Below are 23,479 nucleotides of genomic sequence, written 5' to 3' on the forward strand. Positions count from 1 at the left end.
CTGGCAGGGCTCCGCCGGTTACCCCCGTGGCCGGCGGAGCCCTACCGCCGCTAGATCAGCGGATAGACCCGCTCGAACCGCTCGATGGTCCGGGCGTCGAGTTGCATCGCCCCCGCCAGTCCGATCTGCCGCACATACCAGTCGACGCCAGCAGCGGTCTCGTCCAGCGGCCATGCGTACGCAGCCGCGATGCGCCGAGCAATTTCATTCGTGCTCATGGGTGCTCCAAGTTGATTAGCCGTGCAATACCCCTCAAGGGTGCACCCATGTCGGCCTGCGGCGAAAGCCCAACTAGCGTCGCCCGCGTGACAGAGCTCCGCGCCGAGGTGTCGTTGCCCTTCCGGGACGACGAGCGGGCCACCATGGCCCTGCGTGGGGACCTCCGCTTGCGGGCTGTGGCGAGCTTTGGTGGGCCTTTGGGGCAGGTGACAGTCACGGGACCGGTCGAGGAGGTCGACGACCAGGGGCGCACCTGGTGGCGATGGACGGCAACAGTTGATCGACCCGCCAACTAGCCCTGAGGTAACCCTACCCGCGGCCCTTCATCTTGTTCCACAGAATCCAGCCGCCGACGAGAACGAAGACGATGGCAAAAGTGATAAACACCGGCCAGTCCATCGGTCCGCCGGGGCTGTTCGTGGGGGTATGGGTAAAGGCCAGCGGGTCGACACTCATGTGGGAATGTTGACGTGCGGGTGATCGCCCCGCGACCTGGCCACCTAGGTCGGTGAATCACCCTGCTTGAGTCGGTAGTGCACCGACGACGCAGCTACCCCAGCAGCCCTAGCGATGTCCGCGATGGGGTGGCCGTCGGCGTAGGCGGCTCGGATGAGCCGGGTCCACTCGTCGGTGGCCTCGGCATAGGCCTGCTTCTGCGGCAGTCGCAGCGGCGACCCCTGGCCGTGCTCGGCGGTGGCGTCTGCCAAGAGCCGCCTCGCGGACCGTCTGGTGGTAGCAGATGCTCGCAGCTCCACCAGACGGTCTTTCACGCTGAGTCCGGCGAGCAGGTCATGCCCTCGATTGGCGGAGACATCAGTAAGGCGAGCTCCCCAAGAGTTCACGAGCGCGGATACCGACCTCTTCGACTCGGTCCAAGGGAACTACATGGGCCCTGAGGTCCATGAATATGTCCATTGCCACATCGAAGACCCTATTTTGCGCATCATTCTCCGGTTGCGCAATCACGACCTCGAGAGGCACATCGGGGGATACGACGACGAACTCATCCCGTCCCGTAATTATGCGAGCTTCGTCATTGTTGCGAAGACGCATCATCGCATAGCCCCACGCCTTGATGTCCGTGTTTAGGGCATCAACACTGGCCCGCTGAAATGACCACGCTTGGGTCAGTTGAACTGCCCGCCGATGCCCCAGGACGATGTCAAGCCTGGTGTCGACTTTGTCCCCTACGAACATCTCCACCCGCGACTGCAACATACGCTCATCCACGCCCGCAGAAACGTATGAATCTCTAACCTGCTTGAGTACTCTTGCTTTCGAGAGTCCCCCGCGCTTCTGCCGAGCGGGATCGATCAGCATCCGCGAAAAAACCAGGTCAAGTGCGGCTTCTGCATCCGCTGCGATCACGGGTCGAGGACGGGACAATTGCACGACATTGTTGAGCTCGCCATGCCAAAGTGCCAGTGCAGCTTCGCTAAGATGCTCACCGTCATTGAACCCATCGACAGCTAGCATTTCCTGGTCTTCCGCTCGAGAACTCAGCGTTGCGAGAAAATGCATCGTCGCGTCGATAGCCGAGACATCGGCGATCTTCTGCACCCTACTGAAGTTCTCGACATGCCGAACACCCCAGTCGCCCGTCGTGGGGTCACCAGCGATTGCGCCGACGTTGATGAATTCGCCAGTGATCGGTTCGGGCACGCATCGAACTAGCGCGTAGATGTACTTGGCCACCGAACCTCCTACACCCGACTCGTCAATTGCATCAACCGCTGCGCCACGCCCTCGCGGCGCTCGAACAGGAACCATCCTAGCGCGCCCAAAGTCTCATCATCCACGGGCCAAGAAGCCGGGACGCCCTTGAGAATGGTCAACAGGTCATTCTCGGACACCTTCAACAAATCCGAGGCAACGTCCATCAACTCATTCGCATTCAGGCCAACCGGCGAATCGGTCAGTGAGTTGTCCCGGCCCACCTCAGCCTCCAAGGCAGCTCGGGTCAGAAAGCCAGTGTCCATGGGAGGCAGGTAGCGACCATGGTCGTGGGAATAGATCGACAGGTTGTCGTCAATGTCATAGAGCCATTGAGCATCCGACCCGCAGCACCAGTCGAAGAGTGCGTAGATGCGGGCGTGGCGGCGAACATTGTCATCGCTTTTGCGTTCTACTAAATAAGGCCGACCGCGCTCGTCGGCCCGCTCCACTGCCAGACTGCCGTGCGCAAGCCCGGCCTTCAGGAACATCCCGTCGCGCAGCTCCTCGCCGTCGAGATCGGGTGGGATCCGGATCAAAGTGCTGCGGCACACCGGAGCTCCGATCAAAGCCCCCGCTCTGGCCACCACGTATTCCTTAACTAGGGCTGCGGGCTCGGCGGGAGGTAACAGCGAGCTACTTTTTACCCAATACAGATTCTCGTCGTCCGCTTGCACCTCAAAGGGCGCGAGCAGGCTTCCGGCCACTTTGTCAGTCAGCAACACGACAGACGGATACGAGCCGGCGTCAGTTCGTCCGGCTATAGCTTCGGCCCACTGGTCGACGTCCAAAGCTGCCTCCCATGGTCGAGCACCGAACCGGAAGCCTAACCGGGCGATGAGCGGAAAGGATGCAACGTGGCCATGACGGAGGCGGCAGTCGCCCCGGCTTAGTGCGGGTTCCGCCGTCGCTCTAGCGCTGGCGGCTTGGGCGCCGGCCGCAACGCCTCGAGGTATCGGCCCTCGACCCAGGCGTGCACGAGGTTCTGCTCGAAGTAGCCGGGCACGGTGTAGGCGACGCGGCCCCACCAGGTGCCGTCGTCAGCCTGTCGCCAGTCGAGCAGGACGGCGGGAAACGGCTCGACCTGGTGGGGCATCCCGGTGACCCAGCAGTGGCGCGGCTGCGAGCGGGGGTGCTCGGCAGCAGTCACCCAGCCAGGATGACACGCTCATCGAACACATGTTCGATTCTAGGAGGCGAGCTCCTGCGCCATCACCGCAGCCAGCGCTCGGCGCGCCGTTGCCTCGTCCTTGGCCCGGTCACCCATGAGCTCGACGTCTGCGACTGCGGGAGCCTGAAACGGGTCGCCGCCGTCGTTGTCACGGTTCCAGAACGCGATGTCCCTCTGGCGCTCGTACTCCCCTACCGACTTCGACCACGCTCGGAACGCGTCCTGGCAGGCCGTGGACCCAAGCACACCCAGTAGCGCCGCCGCGGACGCACGGCGGTCGATTGATGGCCTGTCAACGTGCGCTCGAGTGAACGCTTCGTACTCATCCTCGATGGCCAACTTGAGGTTGCGATGACTGTGGTAGACCCACGACCCCTCAAGTTGGGCGAATTGCAGTACCTCGAGGTACGCCTTCTCTAGCCTCAGCTGTGTGCGCTGCTCACGGGCCAGCTTGGCCGCCTGCTGCTGAGTCCGGAACGACAAGCCAAGACCACCGAGACCGACCAGCCCCGAACTCACAACCGCCGCTAGGGCGACACCGTCCATTGCCGCATCTTGGCACGCGTGGAGGGTTCGAAACGGTACGGTTCCGTCAACCGCACGACCACGGGGGATCACATGCGCCGCACCGCTCTTGCCTGCCTGCCCTTCGCCCTACTGCTGACGGCCTGCGGGTCTGACCCAGCGCCCGTGACCAGCGCCCAGCAGTCCACCGCGCCGGCCTCCACCTCGGAGGCTTCTGCGGCACCGACCACGACCGCTGCCCCGACCACCGAGGACCCTCTACTCGCCGACCAGGCCCTGGTGCGGACCCTGTTCTATGGCCTGTCGCAGTCCAGCATGGACGGGCTGCAAGGCTTCGCGGAGTACATGGCTGGCAACAACCATCCAGAGTTCAGCTACTCGGTAGACGAATGCCTCACAGGGATAGAGCGGTCCGGCGCCACCGACAACTACCGCGTCGACTACGTCCCCGACGTCGCCAGCATGGCCATCGATCCGGGGTGGGCGCTGGGGGCAACCTCAGGTCGCTACGCCGGCCTGGTTCCGTCGGGCCGCAACTACATCCTGCCCGTGGCCATCAATGAGTCGGATCTGTCGTTCAGCAACAGCACTACGGCTCAGATGCACGCGTCGGTGCTTGACGGTCGCGCCTACTTCTTCTTCGGCTGCAACGAGACCACCTGAGGTTACTCGCCCTGACCGCTCTCGACCTGGCCGACGACCCACGACATCCCGGTGTGCCCCAGAGGCACCCGCTCGAGCCAATCTCGGTACGCCTGCATGTGCGCATCGGGGTCGTTCAGTGTCGCCCGCAGGTCGTGGATCAGGCGGTCGCCCTGGGTCTGCTGCGCCGAGAGCATGAGCGCGGTGAACGTGATGGCCTTGACCGCCGCCTCATGCAGCTCTTCTGCGTCAAGGCCTTGCAGTGCCGCGTCGACCCCCGACGGATCTTCGAGCGCCTGCCCGAACCATGCCAGGACATCGCTGTTCTCGACGCTCATGCCGTCCCCCGTCGCTCGTTAGGTGCTCGTCCGCCCCAGATGCCGAACCGTTCGTCGGCGGCGAGGGCGTAATCCAGGCAAGCTTCCCGCGCCCGGCACTGCCTGCACAGCCCCTTCGCCTCCTCGTGCTTGGCCCGCCACCACAGCTCCGGGGGCTTCCGCCGACACGGCACCGGCTCACCGACGGACAGTTCCTCGACGAGGGCGAGGAACTGCGGCACGGCCTGCGACGGGATCAACCCGTCAGGTGTGCCGCTCACGGATGGACGACCCGGCCCAGGATGATCGGGAGGTTTGCGTCGTACTTCGCACAGATCACCCGGTGCCCAACTGTTGGGGTGTAGGACGACAGGTAGGCACTCGGCAACTCGGCCAGGCGGTACCCGATGGTCACGTTCGGCGGGTTGTCGGCGCTGACACTCAGCACGGTCGCCACCCAGAAGTTGCTGTTCTCGTACTTGCCGGCGCCGATGATGTAATCGGCGAGCTGACCCGCCTCGTCTGCGGGGGGCATCAGGCGCGGACCCCTCGGTTCATCATGTTCCGCTTGAGCGACCCGAAGCCCTCGTTGACCGCCTGGTCGGCGACCACTCGGGCGATGCCGCGGAACTCCTGGCCGTCGATGAACACCTGCACGTTGGTGTCGCCGCCCTGGAACACCGCCGACCCGCCACCGACCGACGACCCTGAGAACTCCCGCGACCTCATCCCGGCCGCTGACGTCTCCTGCGACGACCACGACGAGCTCGAGAGCATTGAGACCTCGCGGCTTGTGGACGTGAAGCCAGTGGAGGGTGCTGCGAAACCGGCCGCAAACCCGGTGCCGCCACCTGCCAGCAGCGCCCGGGTCTTCGGTGCGTTGAACACCATCCCGGCCTGAGCGAACCGCACCAGCTCGGGGCCTTCCTCCCCCACCAGGTACGTCCGCCCGGCGCTCACAGGCCCACCAGAGGCCCTCCCCGGCACGTCCGGCACCCCGACCAGCCCCGAGGACCCCAGCCCCGCCTCGGACGACGGGGACGCCCCCAGGATTCGGTTAATGGTCTGCGTGACCACGGTGTTCACGTAGGTCGTCGCCGTCCGCCCGTTGATCTGGTCGAGCGCAGCGTTCACCGCGTTGATCCCCGGCGTGGCGTTGTCCACCAGCGCCGCCGCCGACTGCACATCCGACGGCACCCGGAACAGCTCGTTGATGAGGTTGGTGACCTCATCGCGGTTGAACCCGGTCGCCACCGCGTTGTTGATGAGCGCGTCCCGCAGCTCAGCCAGCTTCGCCCGCCCCGCCTCAGGGCCCGACACGTCCCCCACCGCCGCCGCCCAGTCTCGGGCCTGCGTGGCGGCGTTGATGAACTGCTCCGCGTTGTCCGCGCCGGCCGCGCTGTTCAGGTCCAGCGACGTCGACCCGTTCTCGGCGGCGATCGACAGGTCTGCCATTGCCTGCGTCCACTGCACATTGGCCTCAGCGGCGGTCAGGTAGATCCCGTTGAGCGCGTCGAACGACTGCTTGAGCAGGTCCGAGGCTGACTTTGCCTCACCCATCGCCCCAGTGATCGCCCCGGTCTCGTCAACGACCGTCGTGGACGTCTCGACGTAGCCCTCCATCGCGGCCACCGCGTCGGGGAACCGGCGACGGAACTCCCCGATCTCCCCACCCGACCGCACCCACGCGTTGTACAGCTGCATCGTGGCGTTCGCGGCGGCCTCGGCGTTCCCGTTCCCCACCATCGCCGCCAGCGCGTCATCGAGGTCGGCCACGTTCTGCTGAGCCTGCGCAAACTCATCCCGCATCGCCTGCAAGTTGTCACCGCGGTCCTCGAACGTGAACAGCTGCCCCAGGTCGAACGACCCGCGATCATCCAGCAGCTCGAACTGGTAGAGCATCGAGTCGATGCCGCTGGTCACCTGCGGCAGCGTGGCGTTCATGTCGTCCACCAGCCCGCGCAGGCCAGCGCCGAAGATGTCCCGCAGCGCCCCATCGGCCACCCCGGTCTGCGCCAGGCCCTCCAGCGCCCGCTGTAGTTCCTCGGTGTCGGCGATGACCAGCTCAGCTGGCGGGTGCATCGCGTCGTAGGCAGCCGACAGCAGCCCGATAGCCACCCCAGCGGCACCGGCCTTCGCCGCGAACCGACCGAACGCACCCAGGCCCCGGTCAACCCTGATCCCAGCGTCGCCCATGTCCCGCAGCGTGTCCCGAGCCTCCGCGACCCGAGGGATCAGGGACCCCACCACGCCCAGCGCCAGCGTCCCAGCACCAGCCACACCCAGGACGCCCGTCGCGGCCCCCTGTAGCGGCCCAGGAAGCTCCGAGAACGTGTCGACGGCACCGGTGGCGGTCTGCACCAGGAACCGCAGCACACCGTTCGCTGAGGACCCCGACTGGATGAGCGCGGTGTCGAACGCTCCCCCGAGCCGTTCGATATCCCCGGCCAGGTTGTCCGTCAGCTTCGCGGCCTGCTCAGCCGCATAACCCTGATCGTTGACGTTCCTCGTCCACTCGGCGACGCCCTGCGAGCCGGCGTCGTAGAGGATCGTTGCCGCCCGGATCGCGTCGGTGCCGAAGATGGTCTGCAACGCGCTGTTGCGCTGCTCCTGCGACAGCCCCGACAGCCCGGTCTGGAGCTGGCCGGCGTACTCCTGCAACCCGACGAACTGACCCTGCGCGTCGTAAGCCCGCAGCCCAAGCTGATCCATGAGGTCGGCAGCTTCCTGCGACCGCGGGTTCAACGACATCAGCATTGTCTTGAACGACGTCCCGGCGTCCGACCCCAGCAGGCCCTGCGAGGCGAACAGCGCCAGCGCACCGGTCGTCTGGTCGATGCTCAACCCGGCGTTCTTCGCGACCAACGCCGACTGGTTCATCGCCTGGGACAGGTCATCTACCGACCCCTGCGCCTTCCCAGCACCAGCGGCCAGCAGATCCGCGACGTGGTTCATCTGCGAGCCCGACAACCCGAACACGCTCAGCGCCGTCGCCGCGATCTCCGCAGCGTCCGCCACCTCCAGCTGGCCAGCAGCTGCCAACGACAACGCGCCATCGAGGCCACCCGACAGGATGTCGCTGGTGCTGACGCCGGCCTTCGACAGCTCGGTCATCGCGTTCGCGGCCTCAGTTGCCGAGTACGCCGTGTCTGCACCCGCATCGAGCGCTGCCTGCCTCAGCTGCCCCAGCTGAACGGCCGAAGCCATCGACGCAGCACCCACCGCCGACATCGCCTTGTCGAACTCCGCGGCCTTCGCCACTGCCAGCCCAAACCCGGCCACCATCGCGCCGCCGACCAGGGTCGCGCCCATGCCAATCGTCTCGAGCCCAGCCCGGGACTTCTTCGAGTGCAGATCGACCAGCGACCCGAACTGCGTCGTCTGCGCCGCAGCCGCCCGCATACCGGCCATGTATTGGGCGATGTCCGCCCGGATTGCTACCGAGACAGTTCTGTTCGCCATGATCCGACGGTCGAGCTAGTTCCCCCTTCAACGCGCACTGACTACCTAGTCAGGAACTAGAGGTGCGGCCCCCGCAAGTGGACGCGGGGACGACTGCGCCGACGACTACGCGCCCAAAGGACCACCCGACCCACGATTGGCTTCCCGAAGCGGTTCCGCTCGAGGCGGGTCGCGACCCGCCTGCGCACCAGGAAAAACCGCGGCGGCAAAAGCGCGTACGACCGACAAAAGGCAAGGGCGCATCGCACACGCCAAAGGCCTACCCGAACGCACTTCCAATCGGTTCGACCGACGCCAAACCCGGACCCGTCCTGCCAGAACGCCGAAACTTTGAGGAACTCTGCAGCGAGCAGTTCTCGCTGCAGAGTGACGCCGAGCAACCGGCCACCCGCCCGTCTGCTCAACAGACGGACCCGTCTCCGACAGAAGGCACCACTCACGTACCTCTTGTGGACCGCACAGGCCATGAGCACGTGGGGATAGTGGTCCCCAGCGTCTGCGCTTCTGGCCCAGAGCAGGTCCACCAAAGCAAGGACGCGATTTTGCTGAGCTCGGAAGGCATCCCGCTGCACCTCATGGAGCCACATACTGCGGTCCTCACCATGGGGAACGGAGTCCGGCCTCCATGCGCCCGTCTTTACGCCAATCATCCAGCGAATCGCCGCGCCATGCCGCGTGATCTCGGGACCTAATACATTGTAAACATCTCCACTGCGCAGTCGCCCTTGTAGAACCAATCCTGCGCAGAAATCAAGGAACGTGACCACATTCTGAACGGGACCAACAAACGCATTCTTCACAGCACGCGTATCATCCCAATCGAGCCCATCGATCTCGTCGGCGATGTGGCGGACGCGGTCGCGGGTTTCTCGACTGGCATAGCTGTAGTAGTCCTCTGGACCTCGAGCCAGCACTAAGCTCAGAGACCAATCGGGTGCGAGCTTGACCCACTCAGTCCTCACCTGGGCCACGAGGGCGATCCGACTCTGTTGAAGCGCCTTGCGACCGGTCAGCGATGAGGCGGCCGAGGCAAGAAGAGCGAGACCGGAGATGACAATCGGTAGCACTTGAACCCACGTCAGGCCTGCAGCTTCTGGTTGCACAAGGGAGAGAGTGGCTTACGGCTCCGACAAGACCATTCGGACACCCGTCAGGACCCGTGGGGGGTGACCCCCTGACCAAGATCATCCGGCCCACCGCCGGGAGGTGTCCGATCCCCCTCCGAGGGTCGGTTCCACACCGTCCCCCCGCAGCAACGAACCCCCGTCACGCCCGGTGACGGGGGTTCGCGTGCGCGTGACCCTAGCGGGGTCCGGACAGCGAGATGCCTCCCGACGGTGGCTCGTTGATCTTGAGGGCGGGCGTCACCCCCCACCCCCGTCACGCTGGGTTACAGCGCCACCGCGGCGCCGGCGAGGGCATTGACCTCCCACTCGCTGAGGCCCGCGACCTCCGCAGGCGGCTCGAGGGCGAACGCCATCTCCTCGTTCATGACGTCGCGGGCACGAGTGTGGGTGTGTGCGATGGCCCAGTAACGGTCGACCGCGGGCTCGATGGCGGGACGCGCAGCGCTGAACGCGTTGACCACGTCGGCGCATGACCGGTCGATAGCCGCCTCGGCGACTGCTCGTGCCATGAACTCGTCACCGGCGCGCTCAGCGCGCTTGAGGAGCTCGGCCAGCACGGGCTCGGGGTGCTGCTTGAGGATGTCGGAGCTGTTCGCTGCGTCGAGGGCGGACCTGACCCTGTCCTGCGCATCTCGCATGGCGACCGACGCGGTGGCACGGGTCGAGGCGTCAGCCCTCCAGCCCACGATGCCGTCAAGGCCGAACAGGTCGGACTCCAGCTTGCGGCGTTCGTCAGCCGCGTTGGTGTTGAGCCGCTCGCGCAGGGCCTTGGCCGCGTCGCGGTGGGCCACCCACGACCGGGCGATCTGCCGCTGCCGGGCCTCGAAGGTGAGGTCGCGGTTCGCTCGGATGTGGGTGGCCTCGGCGTCGATGGTCTTGCGGAGCTGGTCGAGGGCCTGGGTGGTGGTGGGGTCGAGTCGCATGGTGTCTCCGTTGGTCAGGCGGCCGGGGCCGGGGTCTTGAGCTGTCCGCTGGCGTCGACGTGGCCGGCGAGCTCGGCGGGCATCTGCATGCGCAGCTGCATCTGGGTGTCGAGGATCGAGTCGGCGTGGCTGACGCGGGACAGCTCGTCGACGTCGGCCTGCAGGTCCGGGCGGGCCTGGAGGTAGGCGGTGACGAGTTCGTTCCACGGGGCTGCCGACGGGCCGGCCATCTCGTAGGCGTGGGCGAACACGGCCCGCTCGAGCACCTTGTCGCCGGACCCGCGGGCCATGCTCAGCAGCTCGTTGGCCTGGTCGGCGTTCTGGATGCGTGAGGCGCGGTCGAGGGCGTCGCGGTAGCTGATGACGTCGGCGCCGAGGGCGTGTGGGGTGAGCCCGAACAGGCGGCGTTCGAGGTCGGCCTTGTGCTTGGTGTCGCGCTCCCGGATGCGGTCGTGCTCGGCGCGCAGCTGCTTGCTCGCGGCCTGGTGGACGCTGAGCAGATTGGCTCGCTTGCCTTCATCGCTGAGGTTGCGGTCGGCGCGGATGCGGTCGAACGCCTCTGCGGCCCGGGCGCGGATGCCTGCGGCGATCTCGCGGTCCTTGTCGGTCATCGGCATGGTGGTCTCCTTCACGCGGCCCGCTGCCGGCGGACGGTCTTGAAGTGCTCGAACTCCTCGCGGGTGACAAACCAGCGGCCGTGCTGTCGCTCGGCCCGCAGTCGGCCGGTCTCGATTGCCACCCGCACACCGCGGACGGTCATGTTGAGCCGGTCGGCTACGTCGCTGGTCGTCATCCACTGCGAGGGTGGCGCCTGTTCCTCGCGCTTCCCGGGCGCGCTTCCTGTCGCGGAATCGAGCCAAATGGCTCCCGACGTGGCGATGGCTAGGAGCACGTTGTCGACCTCGGGGTCAGCGCCTCGGTGGGCAACTCGTAGGTCGGTGAGGTTGGCGCGGGATGTCAGCCAGGCAGCCACCCGGCCGGGGACGATGACGAACGAGCCAGCGCCGAGGCCGTGCACGTAGTGCTGAGGGGGCCTCACGGGCAGGTCGGCGCTCATGCGCTGGCCCGTCCCGTCCCTGTGGTGGTCACGCTGGGTCGGGCCTCGATCGGCGTCGGCCGCCGTGTGGTGGCGGTGTCAATGCCGAGGGACGTGAGTCCACGGTCAGGTGACACCCGGTCATGCACGGGGTGCGTGCCGTTGTCGGGGTTTGTCTTACTGACGCGCACGCGTATGGGTGCCTTCTCAGAGCACCCATCGCCATCTTCCGGACCTGCTGAAGGGTGTCGCGGAAGGGTGCTCTCTGCCCGATACCTTCCGAGTCGAAAGGTTGCGCTCTCGGGGCACCCTTCAACGACCTGCGCGGCGTACTTGGAGACCTGCCCGTTGTGCCCGCCGGCCACCTTCACCAACAGGCCAGCCTTCGTCGCCTGACCAACGAGCACGGTCACCCGGTGGGGGCTAATGCCGAGCTCGTCGGCGAGCTGGTCTCGAGGGACCTTGACGTATCCGCGGTCCTCCATGTGCATGACCGCCATGAGCGCGAGCAGCTCACGGCAGGGTCCGGTCACGAGGCGGGTCCTCAAGACCTCGGCGTACCAGCGGTCACGAACCGTCCGCCGGCTCACCGGTCGACCGCCACAACCTCCACGAGGCGCCGGTTGCGGTGCTCGAGGATGGCGAGGAGGTCGTCAACGCGGTTGGTGGGGCAGCACCACTGCTTGCGAATGGGGCACCGCATCCGTGGGATGCCTGCGTCATCGAGCGCCCGGAGCAGGCCCTTTCCGCGCAGCCAGGCGGTTCGCCGCCCAACCTCGATAAGCACTGGGCTGGGGTCGCGCCCGAACAGGGCCATCTGGTCGCTCATGCCGCGACCCGCCCCAGGAGCGTCTTCGCGGCTGCGGACATGTCCCCGTGGTGGGTCAGCAGCGCGTAGGCCCGGAACCGCGTCAAACCGACTGGGTTGCCGCTCTCGGTGACCGGTAGCGGGGTGTTTGGGCTGTAGACGAACAGCAGCCCGTGCCGCACGGTCGCGGACACCGAGGACGTCGCCGCCGGGTGCAGCCACCTCGAGCCGTCGCTGTCCCCATCGCCCCCTGCGCATCGCCAGCCGTGGGCGCCCAGCACGTCGTTCCAGGAAGCCTCGGCGCTGTACCGGTCTGCGATCCCCGGTCCGGCGCCGATGGTCACCACCTTGGCGGGAGGCCGCTGGGGGGGCGCCTGTGGCGTCAGGAGCGTCAGTAGCCAGTCGGGCATCCGCTCAGGCCGACGAGGGCCGTCCTGCATCCGGTAGGGGTGGCCTGTGTCGGGGTGGATGCTGGGGGGGAGCACGCAGTAGCCGGCGTGGGTCTTGAGGTCGAGCCCGGACCCCAGGCCGGCCCCGGACAGCGGCCGGTCGGGGCAGCGCAGGTAGAAGTGCCTACCGCCGTCACCGCGGCCGGAGATGACCGTGAGGGTTGAGGGCAGGCGACCGTGCTCGCGAACGAGCGCAGTCATGTTGTCCGCTCCCCCAGACCGGGGGTCGACGTCGAGCACAGCGACGCCCTTGGGGACGCGGCCCCCGATGTTCGCGGTGGGGTTCTGCCGCCACCACTGACGGACCGTCTCAGCGTCGCTGGTGGCGTCGAGGACCCCGTGCCCGATGCGTCCGCAGGTGCCCTTGCAGACGCCCCAGAGCGGGTCGCCCTGCGGGTGGGCCGTCTTGAACAGGGGGGCCTTGCCGCGCAGCGGGAAGATCTCCCAGCCGGCCGCTGCGAGCTGCTGGGCGTGGTTGGCGATAGCGGTCACGCGGCGTCACCGCCGACCCACTGACGCAGCCACGCGCCGTGGCGCGATGGCCTGCGGGACTGCACGAAGCCCATGGGTCGGATGAGGCCAGCCCGAGCGGCTGCCATGAACTGCGCGCCGACCGCATTCGGGTTCGCGGGGTCGGGCACGCCCAGGGCCCGCACCTCGTCGGCCGTGAATTCCCAACCAGTCGACGCCCAGTAGGCGATGCCGGTCTGCCAACAGCTGCGCGTCCAGCCGTCGAGCGACTCGTCGGCCCGCGCAATGCCCTCATCGCGCAGCAGGCGGTTCAACTGCTGCAATGTGAGGAGTGCCGGGAGGGCTGGCGTTGCGGTAGTCTCGGCGGTGAGATTCTGCAGCTTGGCGGCGGCGTTCTCGGAGGGGTCGGTCCCTGTGGCGGGGGCCGACCTTTCGTTTGCGCTCACGCAGCCGCACCCCCGCTGGGGATGGAGCCGTGAAGCAGCAGCGCCAACTTCTCGCGTTGCTCATTCGTCAGCGGGGGTGCGCTGGCTAACGTCTTCTGGAGGTACTCGGAGATGCGCTGAGCTGCGAGTTCACGTCGAACGTCGTCAGCATTGGCCTTACCCCAGCGCACGGCCGCGCCGGCTCGAGCGGCGCTTGAACGAAGATCGGGACTACTTGCGGGCATGCGGGAACCCCTTGGGTTCCGGTCGCCCTACTTCATCCGGTTCGGCATTCCATGCCGGGCTCTACGTGCTGCTGTGACGATAGCAAAGAATCCGGGTTAGTCACACCCGCACTACGTAGGGCCGTCCGGGTTTTCCAGCCGAGAGATCTGCGAGCAAGGACCGCCCAGTCAGAAATCGATCGAGGTGGTCACACTTCAACATCGCCCCCATCTGATCGGGCAGCGCCGGATCGGCAACGTCATCGATCGACACGACGCGGGGCTTCCACCGCCGGGCACCGTCCAGAGTGCGGCTTGCGCGAGCAGTTGCTGCGGAACTCTTCGCATTTTTCTCGGGCGATGTGCGGTACTGGGGTAGCCAGACGAACAAGCCGTTAGGCGTCTGAAAGCACGTGAGAAGCGCACATCCACGCTGTCGGCAGTAGTACTCGAGGACGGCTGCCGGCCGACGCTGTGCGCGAGTCATGCTCGACCAGGCGGCCCCGAGCGCCTCGATCTCCTGCTGGCGAGCGAGGAGGGGGTCCGTCATGAGTGCCTCCAGTCGATGCCCACCGATTCGGGCTTGAAGGTGCGGGCACCCCGGCCCGGCGAGAACAGCGTCACGACCATGAGAGCGTCGATGACGGCGCGCTTTCGATCGAGGTCCAAAGCGTCCCAGACCGACGCCACGTCCCCGCCCGCAACGAGCTCTCCAAAGACCGACACCCTGCCTGCGTCCGCAAGGCGCTCCTCCGCCACCCGGAGAGCTTGACGGGCTCGTTCGCTACCGCGGGTCAGCTGGGCCTTGCTGATCGCCCCGTCCGCGAACAGGTCAGTTAGCTCGCCCAGGCGCGTCCTAAGCGCCGCCGCCTTCTCGCGCAGTGCGTTCAGGTCTGGAAGCGTCTCGTCGGTCAACATCAAGTCTGCGGCGTCTGGTTGCGACAGCCGGCCGATGACGAGCGCGGAGACAAGGTTGTCGACCGGTTCGGCCGCCCGAGACATGTGACCGCGGGTCTCGCTGCACCGGTAGGTACGCGGCCCTCGAGACGACCGGCCAGTGATGACGGGGCTGCCGCACCGGCAGAGAGCGAGGCCCGCCAGTAGGTACTTTCGCGCCGTGTCCGGCGTCGTCCGTCGCGTCGGATCCTCCAGCAGCGCCACGGCTGCTCGGTAGGTGTGCTCGGGGACGATGGCTGGCCAAGAGCCGGTTCCTACCTCCTCGCCGAGATGGACCACGAGTCCCGCGTTGCGAGGGTTCTTCAGCGTGTATCGGACCGCATCCGGTCGCCAGGCACCCCCGCGGGTGGTCGGAATGCTGCTGGCGTTCCACTGTGAAGCCAGTCCGCGAAGGCTGCCGCCGCCGAGGAGCTGCCGGTAGCCGTCTCGCAGCAGGGCTGCCTCGCTCTCGCGGACTTCGTGGCCGCCCGGTTCGTACCCGAAGGTTCGGTTTCCTCCTGCTCGCGGTGCCCCCATCTGGGCCCGTTGCAGGTTGGCGCGCTTCTGTCGCGCCGACTTCCGCTCGATCTCTCCACGGGCCACTGCGCCCTTGATCCGCGCAAACAGGCGGCCACCGTCGGTGGACAGATCGGCGTCACGCCGATGGTGGCGAGAGCAAGGCGGTTTTTGTCGGCCAAAGCAATGAAGTGCTCGAGCTCGATGGGCTGCCGGTGCAGGCGGTCAAGATCCCAGGCAACTACGGCCTGGATAGCCCCGCGTTCGATGTCGGCGAGCATCCGCGTGTAGCCCGGCCGCGCCTTGCTCGACGTCGCGCTCGTGTCGTTGTCGACGTATTCGACCGGCGTCCAGCCGCGGTCGGCGCAGAGCCGTAGGCAGTCCTCGCGCTGGCGTGCGACTGCGAGTCCCGACCCGTCTCGGTCGAGTGACTGTCGTAGGTAGACGCCGGCTTGCACGTGTGCAATGGTATCGGCACCGGCAGCTCGAAGACCTCCTCGGCGGTGACCACCCGCTCCCGGGCGGGGATGGCGGCGCAGAGGCAGTTGAGCATCGTGGTCTTGCCGGCCTGGGTGCCTCCGCTGACCAGGATGTTCAGCCCGGCCGCCACGGAGGCCTCGAGGAAGCGGGCGACCTGCGGGGTCAGCGTGCCCAAGGCCACCAGCTCGTCGAGGCTGTGCGCCTGCAGCACGAACTTGCGGATGTTCACCGCCATGTGCCGGCGGGTGATGTCGGGGATGACGACGTGCAGCCGCGAGCCGTCGGGCAGCGAGGCGTCGACGAAGGGGGTCGACATGTCGACACGTCGACCCGAGGTGCGCAGCATCCGCTCGACGAGGTCGGCCAGCTCGCCGGCGCCCAGGATCGTGGTGGTCAGCTCGCTGCGCCCGCGCCGGGCGACGAACACCCGACCGGGCTCGTTGACCCAGATCTCCTCGACCTCGGGGTCGTCGAGCCAGCGCTGCAGCGGCCCGAAGCCGGCCACCCGGTCGAGCACGTCGCGCAGCACGCCCTCGGGGTCCGCGATCGGCGGCAGCGAGGAGGACGACGCCCGGTCGGCGTAGTCGGCCACCACCTCGCGCACCAGCGCCCGCACCGGGCCCGGGTCGACGGCGGGGTCCAGGCCCCGGCGACGCACCAGCTCGCGCACCTCGGCGTCCACCAGGTCCAGCGCGGTCGCCGCAGCGGGCAGCACGGGCACGCACGACTCCCCGAGGTCGGACGACAGGACGCCCGGAACCTACGAGACCCACCGGGTCCGCGGAACCCGGATCACCCCCCCTGTGGATGAGGTGCGACCAGCCGTACCTGATCGGGTGACCCCCGCGTCAGCGCGCCGTGGCGCCCCCGACACGTAGCGTCAACGCACGGCACACCGAGCGGAGGTCCCCATGAGCGCGCAGACCGGCAGCCCCTCGCTGCTCGACACCGCGGTCGAGCGCTTCTACGCGCTGGTCGTCGCCGACCCGCAGCTGGCGCCGTGGTTCACCGGCGTCGACGTGGACCGGCTGCGCCGGCACCAGGCCGAGTTCCTCGGCGCCGCCCTGGACGGCGGCAGCACCCGGTTCGACCTGCGCCGCACGCACGCCGGTCTGGGCATCGACGACGCGGCCTACGACCGGCTGGTCGCCCACCTCGCCGCCGCGCTCGCGGAGGTGGGCGTCGACGAGGGCCACGTCCGCGAGCTCGCGGCCCTCGTCGACGGCCTCCGCGACCAGGTCGTGGAGGCCTGACCCCGGCTCAGTTCCTGTTGAGTCCGTGCCGGCGGGTGTCGAGCGCGGTCTTGAAGTGGCCCTCCGCGGCGTCGATCACCGTCCTGGGCGTTGCCGGGTCGAACACCCGGAGCAAGGAGAAGCTGAAGCTGGTCGGGTCCAGGTTCCGCAGCTCCACGTTCCCGCCGTGGCCGTTGGTCGCGTAGGCGCCCCAGCGCTGGCGAACACTCTCGGCACCGTCGGCCTTGCCGACGTAGTGACGCCCGTCCCGCGTGTCGGTGATCAGGTAGACACCGACCACGGACGACAGCGCGGTCCGCCATGCGGCGTACCGGTGCTCCCGCATGACCGCCTGGAGCTGTGCGTGGTCGAGCACGAGCCGGTCGAAGCCCGGGAACGGCACCGGTTGGGCGTCGGCGATCTCCAGGACCGGGTAACCGGCCGCCGTGGCGCCGGTCAGCCGCCACGTCCGCGGCGACCGCCACCCGACCACGAGGCGGTCCCTGAGGTCGGCGAGGTGGTCCGACACGGCCAGGTCGAAGGTGCGCTCCACCCCGTCCGTGGACAGCTCGCCGCGGTTCTCCAGCACGGACCACAGCCGGGCGCGGTCGCCCCCCTCCCGCATGAAGACCACCCAGAACCGCGGCGGGCTGGCCGGGAAGATGCGCGGCTGCGCAGATTGGCGCCGGGTGTACTCCAGGATCTCCTCGTGCGTCGAGTCGGCGTGCAGGCCCGGGAGCCCGGTGTCCTCGTGCTCGCGCACGAAGGCGTGCCGGATGGCCTGGGTCTCCTCGGGGTCGATGCCCGCGCTCCGCAGGACGTCGCCGACGACCAAGGGCATCTCAGAACACGAGGACGAGGCGGCCGCGGACGCCGCCGGCCTCCAGGCGGGCGTGGGCTGCGGCGGCATCGGCGACCGGCACCTCGTCGGCCACCCGCAGGGTCACCTCGCCCCGCTCGGCCTGCTGGCGCAGCAGGTCCAGCGCCGCGGTGTTCTGCCCGTAGTCACGGACGAAGACCGGCTCGAAGCGGACGCCCCGCGCCAGCGCGTCGTCCTCACCCCGGTAGCCGCGCACGGTGGTGACCACGCCGCCGTCGCGCACCACGCGCGCGCCCTCGGCGCCGAGCAGGGCGCCGTCGGCCAGGCCGTCGACCCCGCCCGGGTAGCGGTCGAGCACCGCGTCGGCCCATCCCGCGCCGCGCTCGAGCACGACGTCGGCGCCGAAGGATCGCACCAGCTCGCGGTCGGCCTCGGACGCATCGGCCACCACGACCAGCCCGTCGACCTTCGCCAGCTGCACGACGTAGCCGCCGAACGCGCCGGCCGCGCCGGTCACCGCGAGCACCTGACCGGGCGCGAGGCCCATGCGGTCCAGCGCCAGCCGGGCGGTCAGCCCGTTCATCGGCAACGAGGCGGCCTCGGCGTCGGAGACCCCGGCGGGCACCGGGACGACGGAGGCGGCCGGCAGCACGATCTGCTCGCGGTAGCCGCCGTGCGCGCCGCTGGGCACCACGATCGCCATCACCCGGTCACCCACCTGCAGGGGCGTGTCCGTAGCGGGCCCGACCTCGTCGACCACGCCGGCGACGTCCATGCCGGGGATCCACGGCATCTCCTTCGGCGCCTTCGGGTGCTGGGCGTAGGTGCCGTTGCGGGCGTAGGTGTCGGTCGGGTTCACCGCGGCGGCACGCACGGCCAGCCGCACCTCCCCCTCACCGGCGTGCACCTCGGGCACGTCGAGCAGGTGCAGGGCCTCGGGCCCGCCGAACTCGGTCACTCCGACAGCTCTCATGTCCGTGGCCAAGGCGGGGCACCCCCTCCCGGATTCCCACAGCAGGCCTGCAGCAACTCCTCTGCCCGCCGTCAGGCAACGAGCACACAGTCCCCGCCATGCCCCCGCTGACGGAGTCCTCCGGCGCCCCCCTGGCCGTCTCCCCCGTGCTCGACGTCGTCGTGCCGGTGCACGACGAGGAGGCCGACCTCGAGCAGTGCGTGCGCCGCCTGCACGCCCACCTGGCGACGCTGCCGTTCAGCCACCGCATCACGATCGCGGAGAACGCCAGCACCGACGGCACCGTCGCCGTCGCCCACCGGTTGGCCGCCGAGCTGCCCGGGGTCGTCGTCCGCATCGAGACCGAACCCGGCCGCGGCCGGGCGCTGAACCGGGCCTGGGCCGCCAGCGACGCCGCCGTGCTGGTCTACATGGACGTCGACCTGTCCACCGACCTCAACGCCCTGCTCCCGCTGGTCGCCCCGCTGATCAGCGGGCACTCCGACCTGGCCATCGGCACCCGGCTGGCCGGGTCGTCGCGGGTGGTGCGCGGGGCCAAGCGCGAGTTCATCTCCCGCAGCTACAACCTGCTGCTGCGCGGCACCTTGGCCACCCACGTCTCCGACGCCCAGTGCGGGTTCAAGGCCATCCGCGCCGACGTCGCCGCCCGCCTGCTCCCCCTCGTCGAGGACACCGGCTGGTTCTTCGACACCGAGCTGCTGGTGCTCGCCGAGCGGGCCGGGCTGCGCATCGCCGAGGTGCCCGTCGACTGGGTCGACGACCCCGACAGCCGCGTGCACATCGTCTCCACCGCCAAGGCCGACCTGGCCGGCATCGTGCGCATGTGGCGCGCCTTCACCACCGGCCGGCTGCCCGTCGCCGACCTGCGGGCCCAGATCGGCCGCGGCCCGCTGGTCGACCCCGACCTGGACGGCGTCCCCGCCGGGCTGGTCGGCCAGCTGGTGCGCTTCGCCGCCATCGGCGTCGTCTCCACGCTGGCCTACCTGGCCCTGTTCGTCGCGCTGCGGCACGGGATGGACCCCCAGCCGGCCAACTTCGTGGCCCTCGCGGTCACCGCGGTGGCCAACACCGCCGCCAACCGTCGCATCACCTTCGGCGTCCGCGGCCGCGGCGGTGCGGCCACCGCCCAGTTCCAGGGCCTGTTCGTGTTCGCGCTCGGGCTGGCCCTGACCAGCGGCACCCTCGCCGGGCTGAACAGCTGGGACCCGCACGCCCACCGCCTGGTCGAGCTGGGCTTCCTGGTCGCGGCCAACCTGGCGGCCACCCTGCTGCGCTTCGTGCTCTTCCGGGCCTGGGTCTTCCGCAGCCGCGCGCCGCACGAGCACCGCCCGCTGCCCGCGACGCTGGCCGACCTGCGGCCCGCCGTCCTCGCCGACACCGCTCGGTGAGCGCCGTCCTGGACCGGCCCGTGGCCGGGCTGCAGCCGGACCAGGCCGAGCTCCCCCCGCCGGCTCCCGACCGCGACCCGGGGTGGGTGCGGCCATGCCTGCTCGTGCTGCTCGGCGCCTCCGCCGCCCTGCAGCTGTGGGACCTGGCCGCCTCCGGCTGGGCCAACGCCTTCTACGCCGCCGCCGCCCAGGCGGGCTCGCAGAGCTGGACGGCGTTCTTCTACGGCTCCTCCGACGCCGCGAACGCCATCACCGTCGACAAGCCACCCGCCTCGCTGTGGGTCATGGGCCTCTCGGTGCGGCTGTTCGGGCTGAACCCGTGGTCGCTGCTGGTGCCCCAGGCGCTCATGGGCGTGGCCACCACCGGCCTGGTCTTCCTCGCCGTGCGCCGGGTCGCCGGCCCCGGCGCCGGGCTGCTGGCCGGGGCGGTCATGGCGACGACGCCGGTCGCCGTCCTCATGTTCCGGTTCGACAACCCCGACGCGCTGCTGGTCCTGCTGCTCACGGCGGCGGCGTACCTGATGACGCGCGCGCTGCAGTCGGGGCGTCGGGCCACCCTGGTCGGCGTCGGCGTGCTGATCGGTGCGGCGTTCCTGACCAAGACGCTGCAGGCCTTCCTCGTCGTCCCTGGCTTCGCCCTGGTGTGGCTGGTCTGCGCCCCGGTGTCGTTCCGACGGCGGCTGGTCGACCTGCTGTGGGCCGGGCTGGCCGTGGTCGCCGCCGGCGGCTGGTGGGTGGCGGTCGTGGAGCTCGTGCCGGCCGACTGGCGGCCCTACGTCGGCGGCTCGCAGGACGACTCGGTCTGGCAGCTCATCTGGGGGTACAACGGACTGGGCCGGCTGACCGGTGCGGAGACCGGCTCGGTCGGCGGCGGTGCGGGCTGGGGCGAGACCGGTCTCGGGCGGCTGTTCGACGTCGAGATCGGCGGCCAGATCGCCTGGCTGCTGCCGGCCGCCCTCGTGCTCGGCGTCGCCGGGCTGGTCGTGCTGGGCCGGGCCCGGCGCACCGACGTGCGGCGCAGCGCACTGCTGGTCTGGCTGGCCTGGCTGCTGGTCACCGGCCTGGTCTTCAGCCTGATGGCCGGCATCTTCCACGCCTACTACACCGTCGCGCTGGCACCGGCGGTCGCCGCGGTCACCGGCATCGGCGGCGGGCTGCTGTGGGCCCTGCGGGACGCGTGGTGGGCCCGCGGCGTGCTGGCCGTCGTCCTGGCCGGCACCGGTGCCTGGTCGTGGGTGCTGCTCGGGCGCACGCCGGAGTTCGTGCCGTGGCTGGCCCCCGCCGTCCTCGCGGTGGCGCTGGTCGCCGCGCTCGGCCTGCTCGTGGTCCACCTGCACCGCACCGTCGCCGTCCTCGTCCTGACCGCGGCCGCAGCGGCCGCGCTCGGGGGGCCGACCGCCTACGCGGTGCAGACGGCCGGCACCGCCTACGCCGGGTCGATCGTCACCGCCGGACCCGACGGCGTCACCGGCACCGGCCGCAACGGGCACGCCCCGGGTGCGCCGCGCCCGGACACCGGCCACCCCCCGATCAGCGCCCACGGCACCCTCATCGGCGCGAGCGACCCCGGCCCGCAGGTGGTCGAGGCGCTGCACCAGAACGCCTCGACCTACACCTGGGTGGCCGCCGCCGTCGGCTCGCAGGTCGCCGCGGGCTACCAGCTGGCCAGCGGCGACCCGGTGATGGCCCTCGGCGGGTTCAACGGCAGCGACCCGACTCCGACCCTCGCCCAGTTCCAGCGCGACGTCGCCGAGGGCGACGTCCACTGGTTCGTCGCCGGCAGCATCGGGCGCAGCGGCAGCGGTTCGGACGACGCCGAGCAGATCGCCGCCTGGGTCGAGCGCTCGTTCCCCGCCACCACGGTGGACGGCATCGAGCTCTACGACCTCACCCGGGCGGTCCGCTGACGCTGCCCCACGGCGCGAACAGCCGGCGCGCCGTGGCGTCGGGGGTGCGGTAGGTCAGCGTCGACCCGTCGTGCAGCAGCACCGACACCACCAGCGGCTCGGCCGGGCCGGGGTGCTCGGGGCCGGTCAGCACGACCGCGCTGATCTGCTCGCCCCGGACCCGGCGGCCCGGGTGCTGCCGGCCCCGGGCGCGGAACCGGGCGATCCGCACGGCCGAGAACAGCAGCAGGCACAGGCCCACGACGGCGAGCACCAGACCCGACACGCCCCCCACCCCGTCGAGCCGGCCGGCGGCCAACGACAGCAGCACCAGGACCCCGAACCCGCCGAGCAGGAACAGCAGCTGGGGGCGCGGGTCGGCGGAGTCACCGATCGGCTGGGGTTGCTCGACCCAGCCGTCGTCGTCGACCGCCAGCCGCCACCGGTCGCCCGCGGCGTCCTCGGCCGAGACCCACCCCCGTCTGCTCACCCCTTGAGCATGTACTCCTTGAGCAGGCCGCGGCTGATGATGGTCTTCTGGATCTCGCTCGTGCCCTCGCCGATCAGCAGGAACGGGGCCTCGCGCATGAGGCGCTCGATCTCGTACTCCTTGGAGTACCCGTAGCCGCCGTGGATGCGGAAGGACTGCGTGGTCACCTCGGCGCAGTACTCGCTGGCCAGCAGCTTGGCCATGCCGGCCTCGACGTCGTTGCGCTTGCCGCTGTCCTTGAGCTTGGCCGCGTTGACCATCATCAGGTGGGCGGCCTCGACCTTGGTGGCCATCTCGGCCAGCTGGAAGGCGATCGCCTGGTGCTGGGCGATCTTCTTGCCGAAGGTCTCGCGCTGCTGGGCGTAGGCCACGGCCAGCTCGAAGGCCCGGATCGAGATGCCGCAGGCCCGGGCCGCGACGTTGACCCGGCCGACCTCGACGCCGTCCATCATGTGCGCGAAGCCCTTGCCGGGCACGCCGCCGAGGATGTCCTCGGCCTTGGCCCGGTAGCCGTCGAACACCAGGCTGGTGGTGTCCACGCCCTTGTAGCCCATCTTGTCGATCTTGCCGGGGATGGACAGCCCCGGCACGACCTCGCCGAAGCCGGTGGGCTTCTCGACCAGGAAGGTCGTGAGGTTCTGGTAGGGCTTCTCGGCGCCCTCGTCGGTGCGCACCAGCGCGGCGACCAGCGTCGAGCTGCCGCCGTTGGTCAGCCACATCTTCTCGCCGTCGATCACGTAGTCGCCGTCGGCGTCCTTCTTGGCCCGGGTGCGGATCGCCGCGACGTCGGACCCCAGGCCGGGCTCGCTCATCGAGAACGCACCGCGCACCTCGCCGGTGGCCATGCGCGGGAGGTAGCGCTGCTTCTGCTCGTCGGTGCCGTGCTGGATGAGCATGTAGGCGACGATGAAGTGGGTGTTGATGACGCCCGAGACGCTCATCCAGCCGCGGGCGATCTCCTCGACCACCAACACGTAGGTCAGCAGGCTCTCGCCCAGGCCGCCGTACTCCTCCGGGATCATGAGCCCGAACAGGCCCATCTCCTTCATCCCGTCGACGATCTCCTGCGGGTAGGTGTCGGCGTGCTCGAGCTCCTGGGCGCGCGGGATGATCTCCCGGTCGACGAACCGGCGGACCGTGGAGAGGATCTCGGTCTGGATCTCGGTCAGGTCGGCGGTCTGGGCCAGGCGGGTCATGGGTGCTCCTCGCGGGGACGACGGTGTCCGGGGTTACCGGTGAGTATGGC

25 protein-coding genes and 2 pseudogenes are annotated in these 23,479 nt (G+C 69.1%); 4 read left to right on the plus strand and 23 right to left on the minus strand.

The window, feature by feature from the left end:
• Positions 1-50 precede the first annotated feature (50 nt).
• The 6 genes from BLP29_RS20835 to BLP29_RS00850 all read right to left on the minus strand — a co-directional run bounded on the left by BLP29_RS20835 (position 51) and on the right by BLP29_RS00850 (position 3,649).
• The gene (locus BLP29_RS20835) at positions 51-218 is read right to left on the minus strand and encodes a hypothetical protein (protein WP_165839233.1); all 168 of its coding nucleotides are present in this window, start codon (positions 216-218) and stop codon (positions 51-53) included.
• Positions 219-528: 310 nt separating this feature from the next.
• Positions 529-675: a hypothetical protein gene (locus BLP29_RS20840; RefSeq protein ID WP_165839234.1), complete on the minus strand. Its 147-nt coding sequence runs from the start codon at positions 673-675 to the stop codon at positions 529-531.
• 357 nt (positions 676-1,032) lie between these two features.
• Positions 1,033-1,914, minus strand: coding sequence for a DUF3037 domain-containing protein (locus BLP29_RS00835; RefSeq protein WP_165839235.1), 882 nt, complete (start codon positions 1,912-1,914; stop codon positions 1,033-1,035).
• Between the two features lie 8 nt (positions 1,915-1,922).
• Positions 1,923-2,657, minus strand: coding sequence for a HipA family kinase (locus BLP29_RS00840; RefSeq protein WP_133378940.1), 735 nt, complete (start codon positions 2,655-2,657; stop codon positions 1,923-1,925).
• 164 nt (positions 2,658-2,821) lie between these two features.
• Positions 2,822-3,082: a hypothetical protein gene (locus BLP29_RS00845; RefSeq protein WP_092798924.1), complete on the minus strand. Its 261-nt coding sequence runs from the start codon at positions 3,080-3,082 to the stop codon at positions 2,822-2,824.
• Between the two features lie 39 nt (positions 3,083-3,121).
• Positions 3,122-3,649: a hypothetical protein gene (locus BLP29_RS00850; protein ID WP_133378942.1), complete on the minus strand. Its 528-nt coding sequence runs from the start codon at positions 3,647-3,649 to the stop codon at positions 3,122-3,124.
• A 144-nt stretch (positions 3,650-3,793) separates the two neighbouring features.
• Between BLP29_RS00850 and BLP29_RS00855 the strand changes: the two genes are divergently transcribed.
• Positions 3,794-4,291, plus strand: coding sequence for a hypothetical protein (locus BLP29_RS00855; RefSeq protein ID WP_133378944.1), 498 nt, complete (start codon positions 3,794-3,796; stop codon positions 4,289-4,291).
• 2 nt (positions 4,292-4,293) lie between these two features.
• On the opposite strand, the gene BLP29_RS00860 is transcribed toward BLP29_RS00855, so the two are convergent.
• The 13 genes and pseudogenes from BLP29_RS00860 to BLP29_RS00920 form a co-directional block, all read right to left on the minus strand.
• Positions 4,294-4,608: a hypothetical protein gene (locus tag BLP29_RS00860; RefSeq protein ID WP_092798930.1), complete on the minus strand. Its 315-nt coding sequence runs from the start codon at positions 4,606-4,608 to the stop codon at positions 4,294-4,296.
• Entirely contained in the window at positions 4,605-4,868 is a 264-nt protein-coding gene (locus tag BLP29_RS21385) for a WhiB family transcriptional regulator (protein WP_424321704.1), read from the minus strand. The genes BLP29_RS00860 and BLP29_RS21385 overlap by 4 nt, the downstream gene beginning before the upstream one ends.
• Positions 4,865-5,122, minus strand: coding sequence for a hypothetical protein (locus tag BLP29_RS00870; protein ID WP_092798934.1), 258 nt, complete (start codon positions 5,120-5,122; stop codon positions 4,865-4,867). Before BLP29_RS00870 ends, BLP29_RS21385 begins: the two co-directional genes overlap by 4 nt.
• Entirely contained in the window at positions 5,122-8,049 is a 2,928-nt protein-coding gene (locus tag BLP29_RS00875) for a phage tail tape measure protein (protein ID WP_092798936.1), read from the minus strand. The genes BLP29_RS00870 and BLP29_RS00875 overlap by 1 nt, the downstream gene beginning before the upstream one ends.
• Positions 8,050-9,439: 1,390 nt before the next feature.
• A complete protein-coding gene (locus BLP29_RS00880) occupies positions 9,440-10,099 on the minus strand; it encodes a hypothetical protein (protein WP_092798938.1) in 660 nt (219 codons plus the stop codon).
• Between the two features lie 14 nt (positions 10,100-10,113).
• Complete coding sequence (locus BLP29_RS00885) at positions 10,114-10,716, minus strand: hypothetical protein (RefSeq protein ID WP_133378946.1); 603 nt, start codon at positions 10,714-10,716, stop codon at positions 10,114-10,116.
• Positions 10,717-10,727: 11 nt separating this feature from the next.
• The gene (locus BLP29_RS20845) at positions 10,728-10,892 is read right to left on the minus strand and encodes a helix-turn-helix domain-containing protein (protein ID WP_165839236.1); all 165 of its coding nucleotides are present in this window, start codon (positions 10,890-10,892) and stop codon (positions 10,728-10,730) included.
• A gap of 829 nt (positions 10,893-11,721) precedes the next feature.
• The gene (locus tag BLP29_RS00895; protein ID WP_092798944.1) at positions 11,722-11,964 is read right to left on the minus strand and encodes a hypothetical protein; all 243 of its coding nucleotides are present in this window, start codon (positions 11,962-11,964) and stop codon (positions 11,722-11,724) included.
• The gene (locus BLP29_RS00900; protein ID WP_092798946.1) at positions 11,961-12,884 is read right to left on the minus strand and encodes a bifunctional DNA primase/polymerase; all 924 of its coding nucleotides are present in this window, start codon (positions 12,882-12,884) and stop codon (positions 11,961-11,963) included. The genes BLP29_RS00895 and BLP29_RS00900 overlap by 4 nt, the downstream gene beginning before the upstream one ends.
• Positions 12,881-13,309: a hypothetical protein gene (locus BLP29_RS00905; protein ID WP_092798948.1), complete on the minus strand. Its 429-nt coding sequence runs from the start codon at positions 13,307-13,309 to the stop codon at positions 12,881-12,883. The genes BLP29_RS00900 and BLP29_RS00905 overlap by 4 nt, the downstream gene beginning before the upstream one ends.
• Positions 13,310-14,058: 749 nt before the next feature.
• Positions 14,059-14,985: a recombinase family protein gene (locus BLP29_RS20850; protein WP_341537338.1), complete on the minus strand. Its 927-nt coding sequence runs from the start codon at positions 14,983-14,985 to the stop codon at positions 14,059-14,061.
• Between the two features lie 185 nt (positions 14,986-15,170).
• Positions 15,171-15,422, minus strand: a pseudogene (locus BLP29_RS21935) (recombinase family protein); the annotation flags it as partial.
• 32 nt (positions 15,423-15,454) lie between these two features.
• Positions 15,455-16,165, minus strand: a pseudogene (locus BLP29_RS00920) (TadA family conjugal transfer-associated ATPase); the annotation flags it as partial.
• Between the two features lie 190 nt (positions 16,166-16,355).
• On the opposite strand from BLP29_RS00920, the gene BLP29_RS00925 reads away from it, so the two are divergent.
• On the plus strand, positions 16,356-16,697 hold the full coding sequence (locus BLP29_RS00925) for a group I truncated hemoglobin (protein WP_092798952.1): 342 nt from the start codon (positions 16,356-16,358) through the stop codon (positions 16,695-16,697).
• 7 nt (positions 16,698-16,704) lie between these two features.
• Here BLP29_RS00925 and BLP29_RS00930 read toward each other — a convergent pair whose 3' ends face one another.
• Both BLP29_RS00930 and BLP29_RS00935 read right to left on the minus strand, forming a co-directional pair.
• Complete coding sequence (locus BLP29_RS00930; protein WP_092798954.1) at positions 16,705-17,517, minus strand: GIY-YIG nuclease family protein; 813 nt, start codon at positions 17,515-17,517, stop codon at positions 16,705-16,707.
• Between the two features lies 1 nt (position 17,518).
• Entirely contained in the window at positions 17,519-18,454 is a 936-nt protein-coding gene (locus BLP29_RS00935; protein ID WP_243469601.1) for an NADP-dependent oxidoreductase, read from the minus strand.
• Between the two features lie 113 nt (positions 18,455-18,567).
• On the opposite strand from BLP29_RS00935, the gene BLP29_RS21150 reads away from it, so the two are divergent.
• The gene (locus tag BLP29_RS21150) at positions 18,568-19,857 is read left to right on the plus strand and encodes a bifunctional glycosyltransferase family 2/GtrA family protein (protein WP_092798958.1); all 1,290 of its coding nucleotides are present in this window, start codon (positions 18,568-18,570) and stop codon (positions 19,855-19,857) included.
• Positions 19,854-21,764: an ArnT family glycosyltransferase gene (locus BLP29_RS21155; RefSeq protein ID WP_092798960.1), complete on the plus strand. Its 1,911-nt coding sequence runs from the start codon at positions 19,854-19,856 to the stop codon at positions 21,762-21,764. The genes BLP29_RS21150 and BLP29_RS21155 overlap by 4 nt, the downstream gene beginning before the upstream one ends.
• Here the strand turns inward: BLP29_RS21155 and BLP29_RS00950 are convergent.
• Positions 21,745-22,233 (minus strand): hypothetical protein, encoded by a 489-nt coding sequence (locus BLP29_RS00950; RefSeq protein WP_092798962.1) that lies wholly within the window; start codon positions 22,231-22,233, stop codon positions 21,745-21,747. The two genes, BLP29_RS21155 and BLP29_RS00950, sit on opposite strands and share 20 nt — an antisense overlap.
• On the minus strand, positions 22,230-23,429 hold the full coding sequence (locus tag BLP29_RS00955; protein WP_092798964.1) for an acyl-CoA dehydrogenase family protein: 1,200 nt from the start codon (positions 23,427-23,429) through the stop codon (positions 22,230-22,232). The genes BLP29_RS00950 and BLP29_RS00955 overlap by 4 nt, the downstream gene beginning before the upstream one ends.
• Positions 23,430-23,479: the final 50 nt, after the last annotated feature.

It is taken from the genome of Klenkia marina, from assembly GCF_900101025.1.
Taxonomy (GTDB): domain Bacteria; phylum Actinomycetota; class Actinomycetes; order Mycobacteriales; family Geodermatophilaceae; genus Klenkia; species Klenkia marina.

Coding starts and splice junctions, on each gene's coding strand:
- BLP29_RS20835 (WP_165839233.1), bottom strand. CDS start 218: ATGAGCACGAATGAAATTGCTCGGCGCATCGCGGCTGCGTACGCATGG.
- BLP29_RS20840 (WP_165839234.1), bottom strand. CDS start 675: ATGAGTGTCGACCCGCTGGCCTTTACCCATACCCCCACGAACAGCCCC.
- BLP29_RS00850 (WP_133378942.1), bottom strand. CDS start 3,649: ATGGACGGTGTCGCCCTAGCGGCGGTTGTGAGTTCGGGGCTGGTCGGT.
- BLP29_RS00860 (WP_092798930.1), bottom strand. CDS start 4,608: ATGAGCGTCGAGAACAGCGATGTCCTGGCATGGTTCGGGCAGGCGCTC.
- BLP29_RS00870 (WP_092798934.1), bottom strand. CDS start 5,122: ATGCCCCCCGCAGACGAGGCGGGTCAGCTCGCCGATTACATCATCGGC.
- BLP29_RS00875 (WP_092798936.1), bottom strand. CDS start 8,049: ATGGCGAACAGAACTGTCTCGGTAGCAATCCGGGCGGACATCGCCCAA.
- BLP29_RS00880 (WP_092798938.1), bottom strand. CDS start 10,099: ATGCGACTCGACCCCACCACCACCCAGGCCCTCGACCAGCTCCGCAAG.
- BLP29_RS00885 (WP_133378946.1), bottom strand. CDS start 10,716: ATGCCGATGACCGACAAGGACCGCGAGATCGCCGCAGGCATCCGCGCC.
- BLP29_RS20845 (WP_165839236.1), bottom strand. CDS start 10,892: ATGACGACCAGCGACGTAGCCGACCGGCTCAACATGACCGTCCGCGGT.
- BLP29_RS00895 (WP_092798944.1), bottom strand. CDS start 11,964: ATGAGCGACCAGATGGCCCTGTTCGGGCGCGACCCCAGCCCAGTGCTT.
- BLP29_RS20850 (WP_341537338.1), bottom strand. CDS start 14,985: ATGGGGGCACCGCGAGCAGGAGGAAACCGAACCTTCGGGTACGAACCG.
- BLP29_RS00925 (WP_092798952.1), top strand. CDS start 16,356: ATGAGCGCGCAGACCGGCAGCCCCTCGCTGCTCGACACCGCGGTCGAG.
- BLP29_RS00930 (WP_092798954.1), bottom strand. CDS start 17,517: ATGCCCTTGGTCGTCGGCGACGTCCTGCGGAGCGCGGGCATCGACCCC.
- BLP29_RS21150 (WP_092798958.1), top strand. CDS start 18,568: ATGCCCCCGCTGACGGAGTCCTCCGGCGCCCCCCTGGCCGTCTCCCCC.
- BLP29_RS00955 (WP_092798964.1), bottom strand. CDS start 23,429: ATGACCCGCCTGGCCCAGACCGCCGACCTGACCGAGATCCAGACCGAG.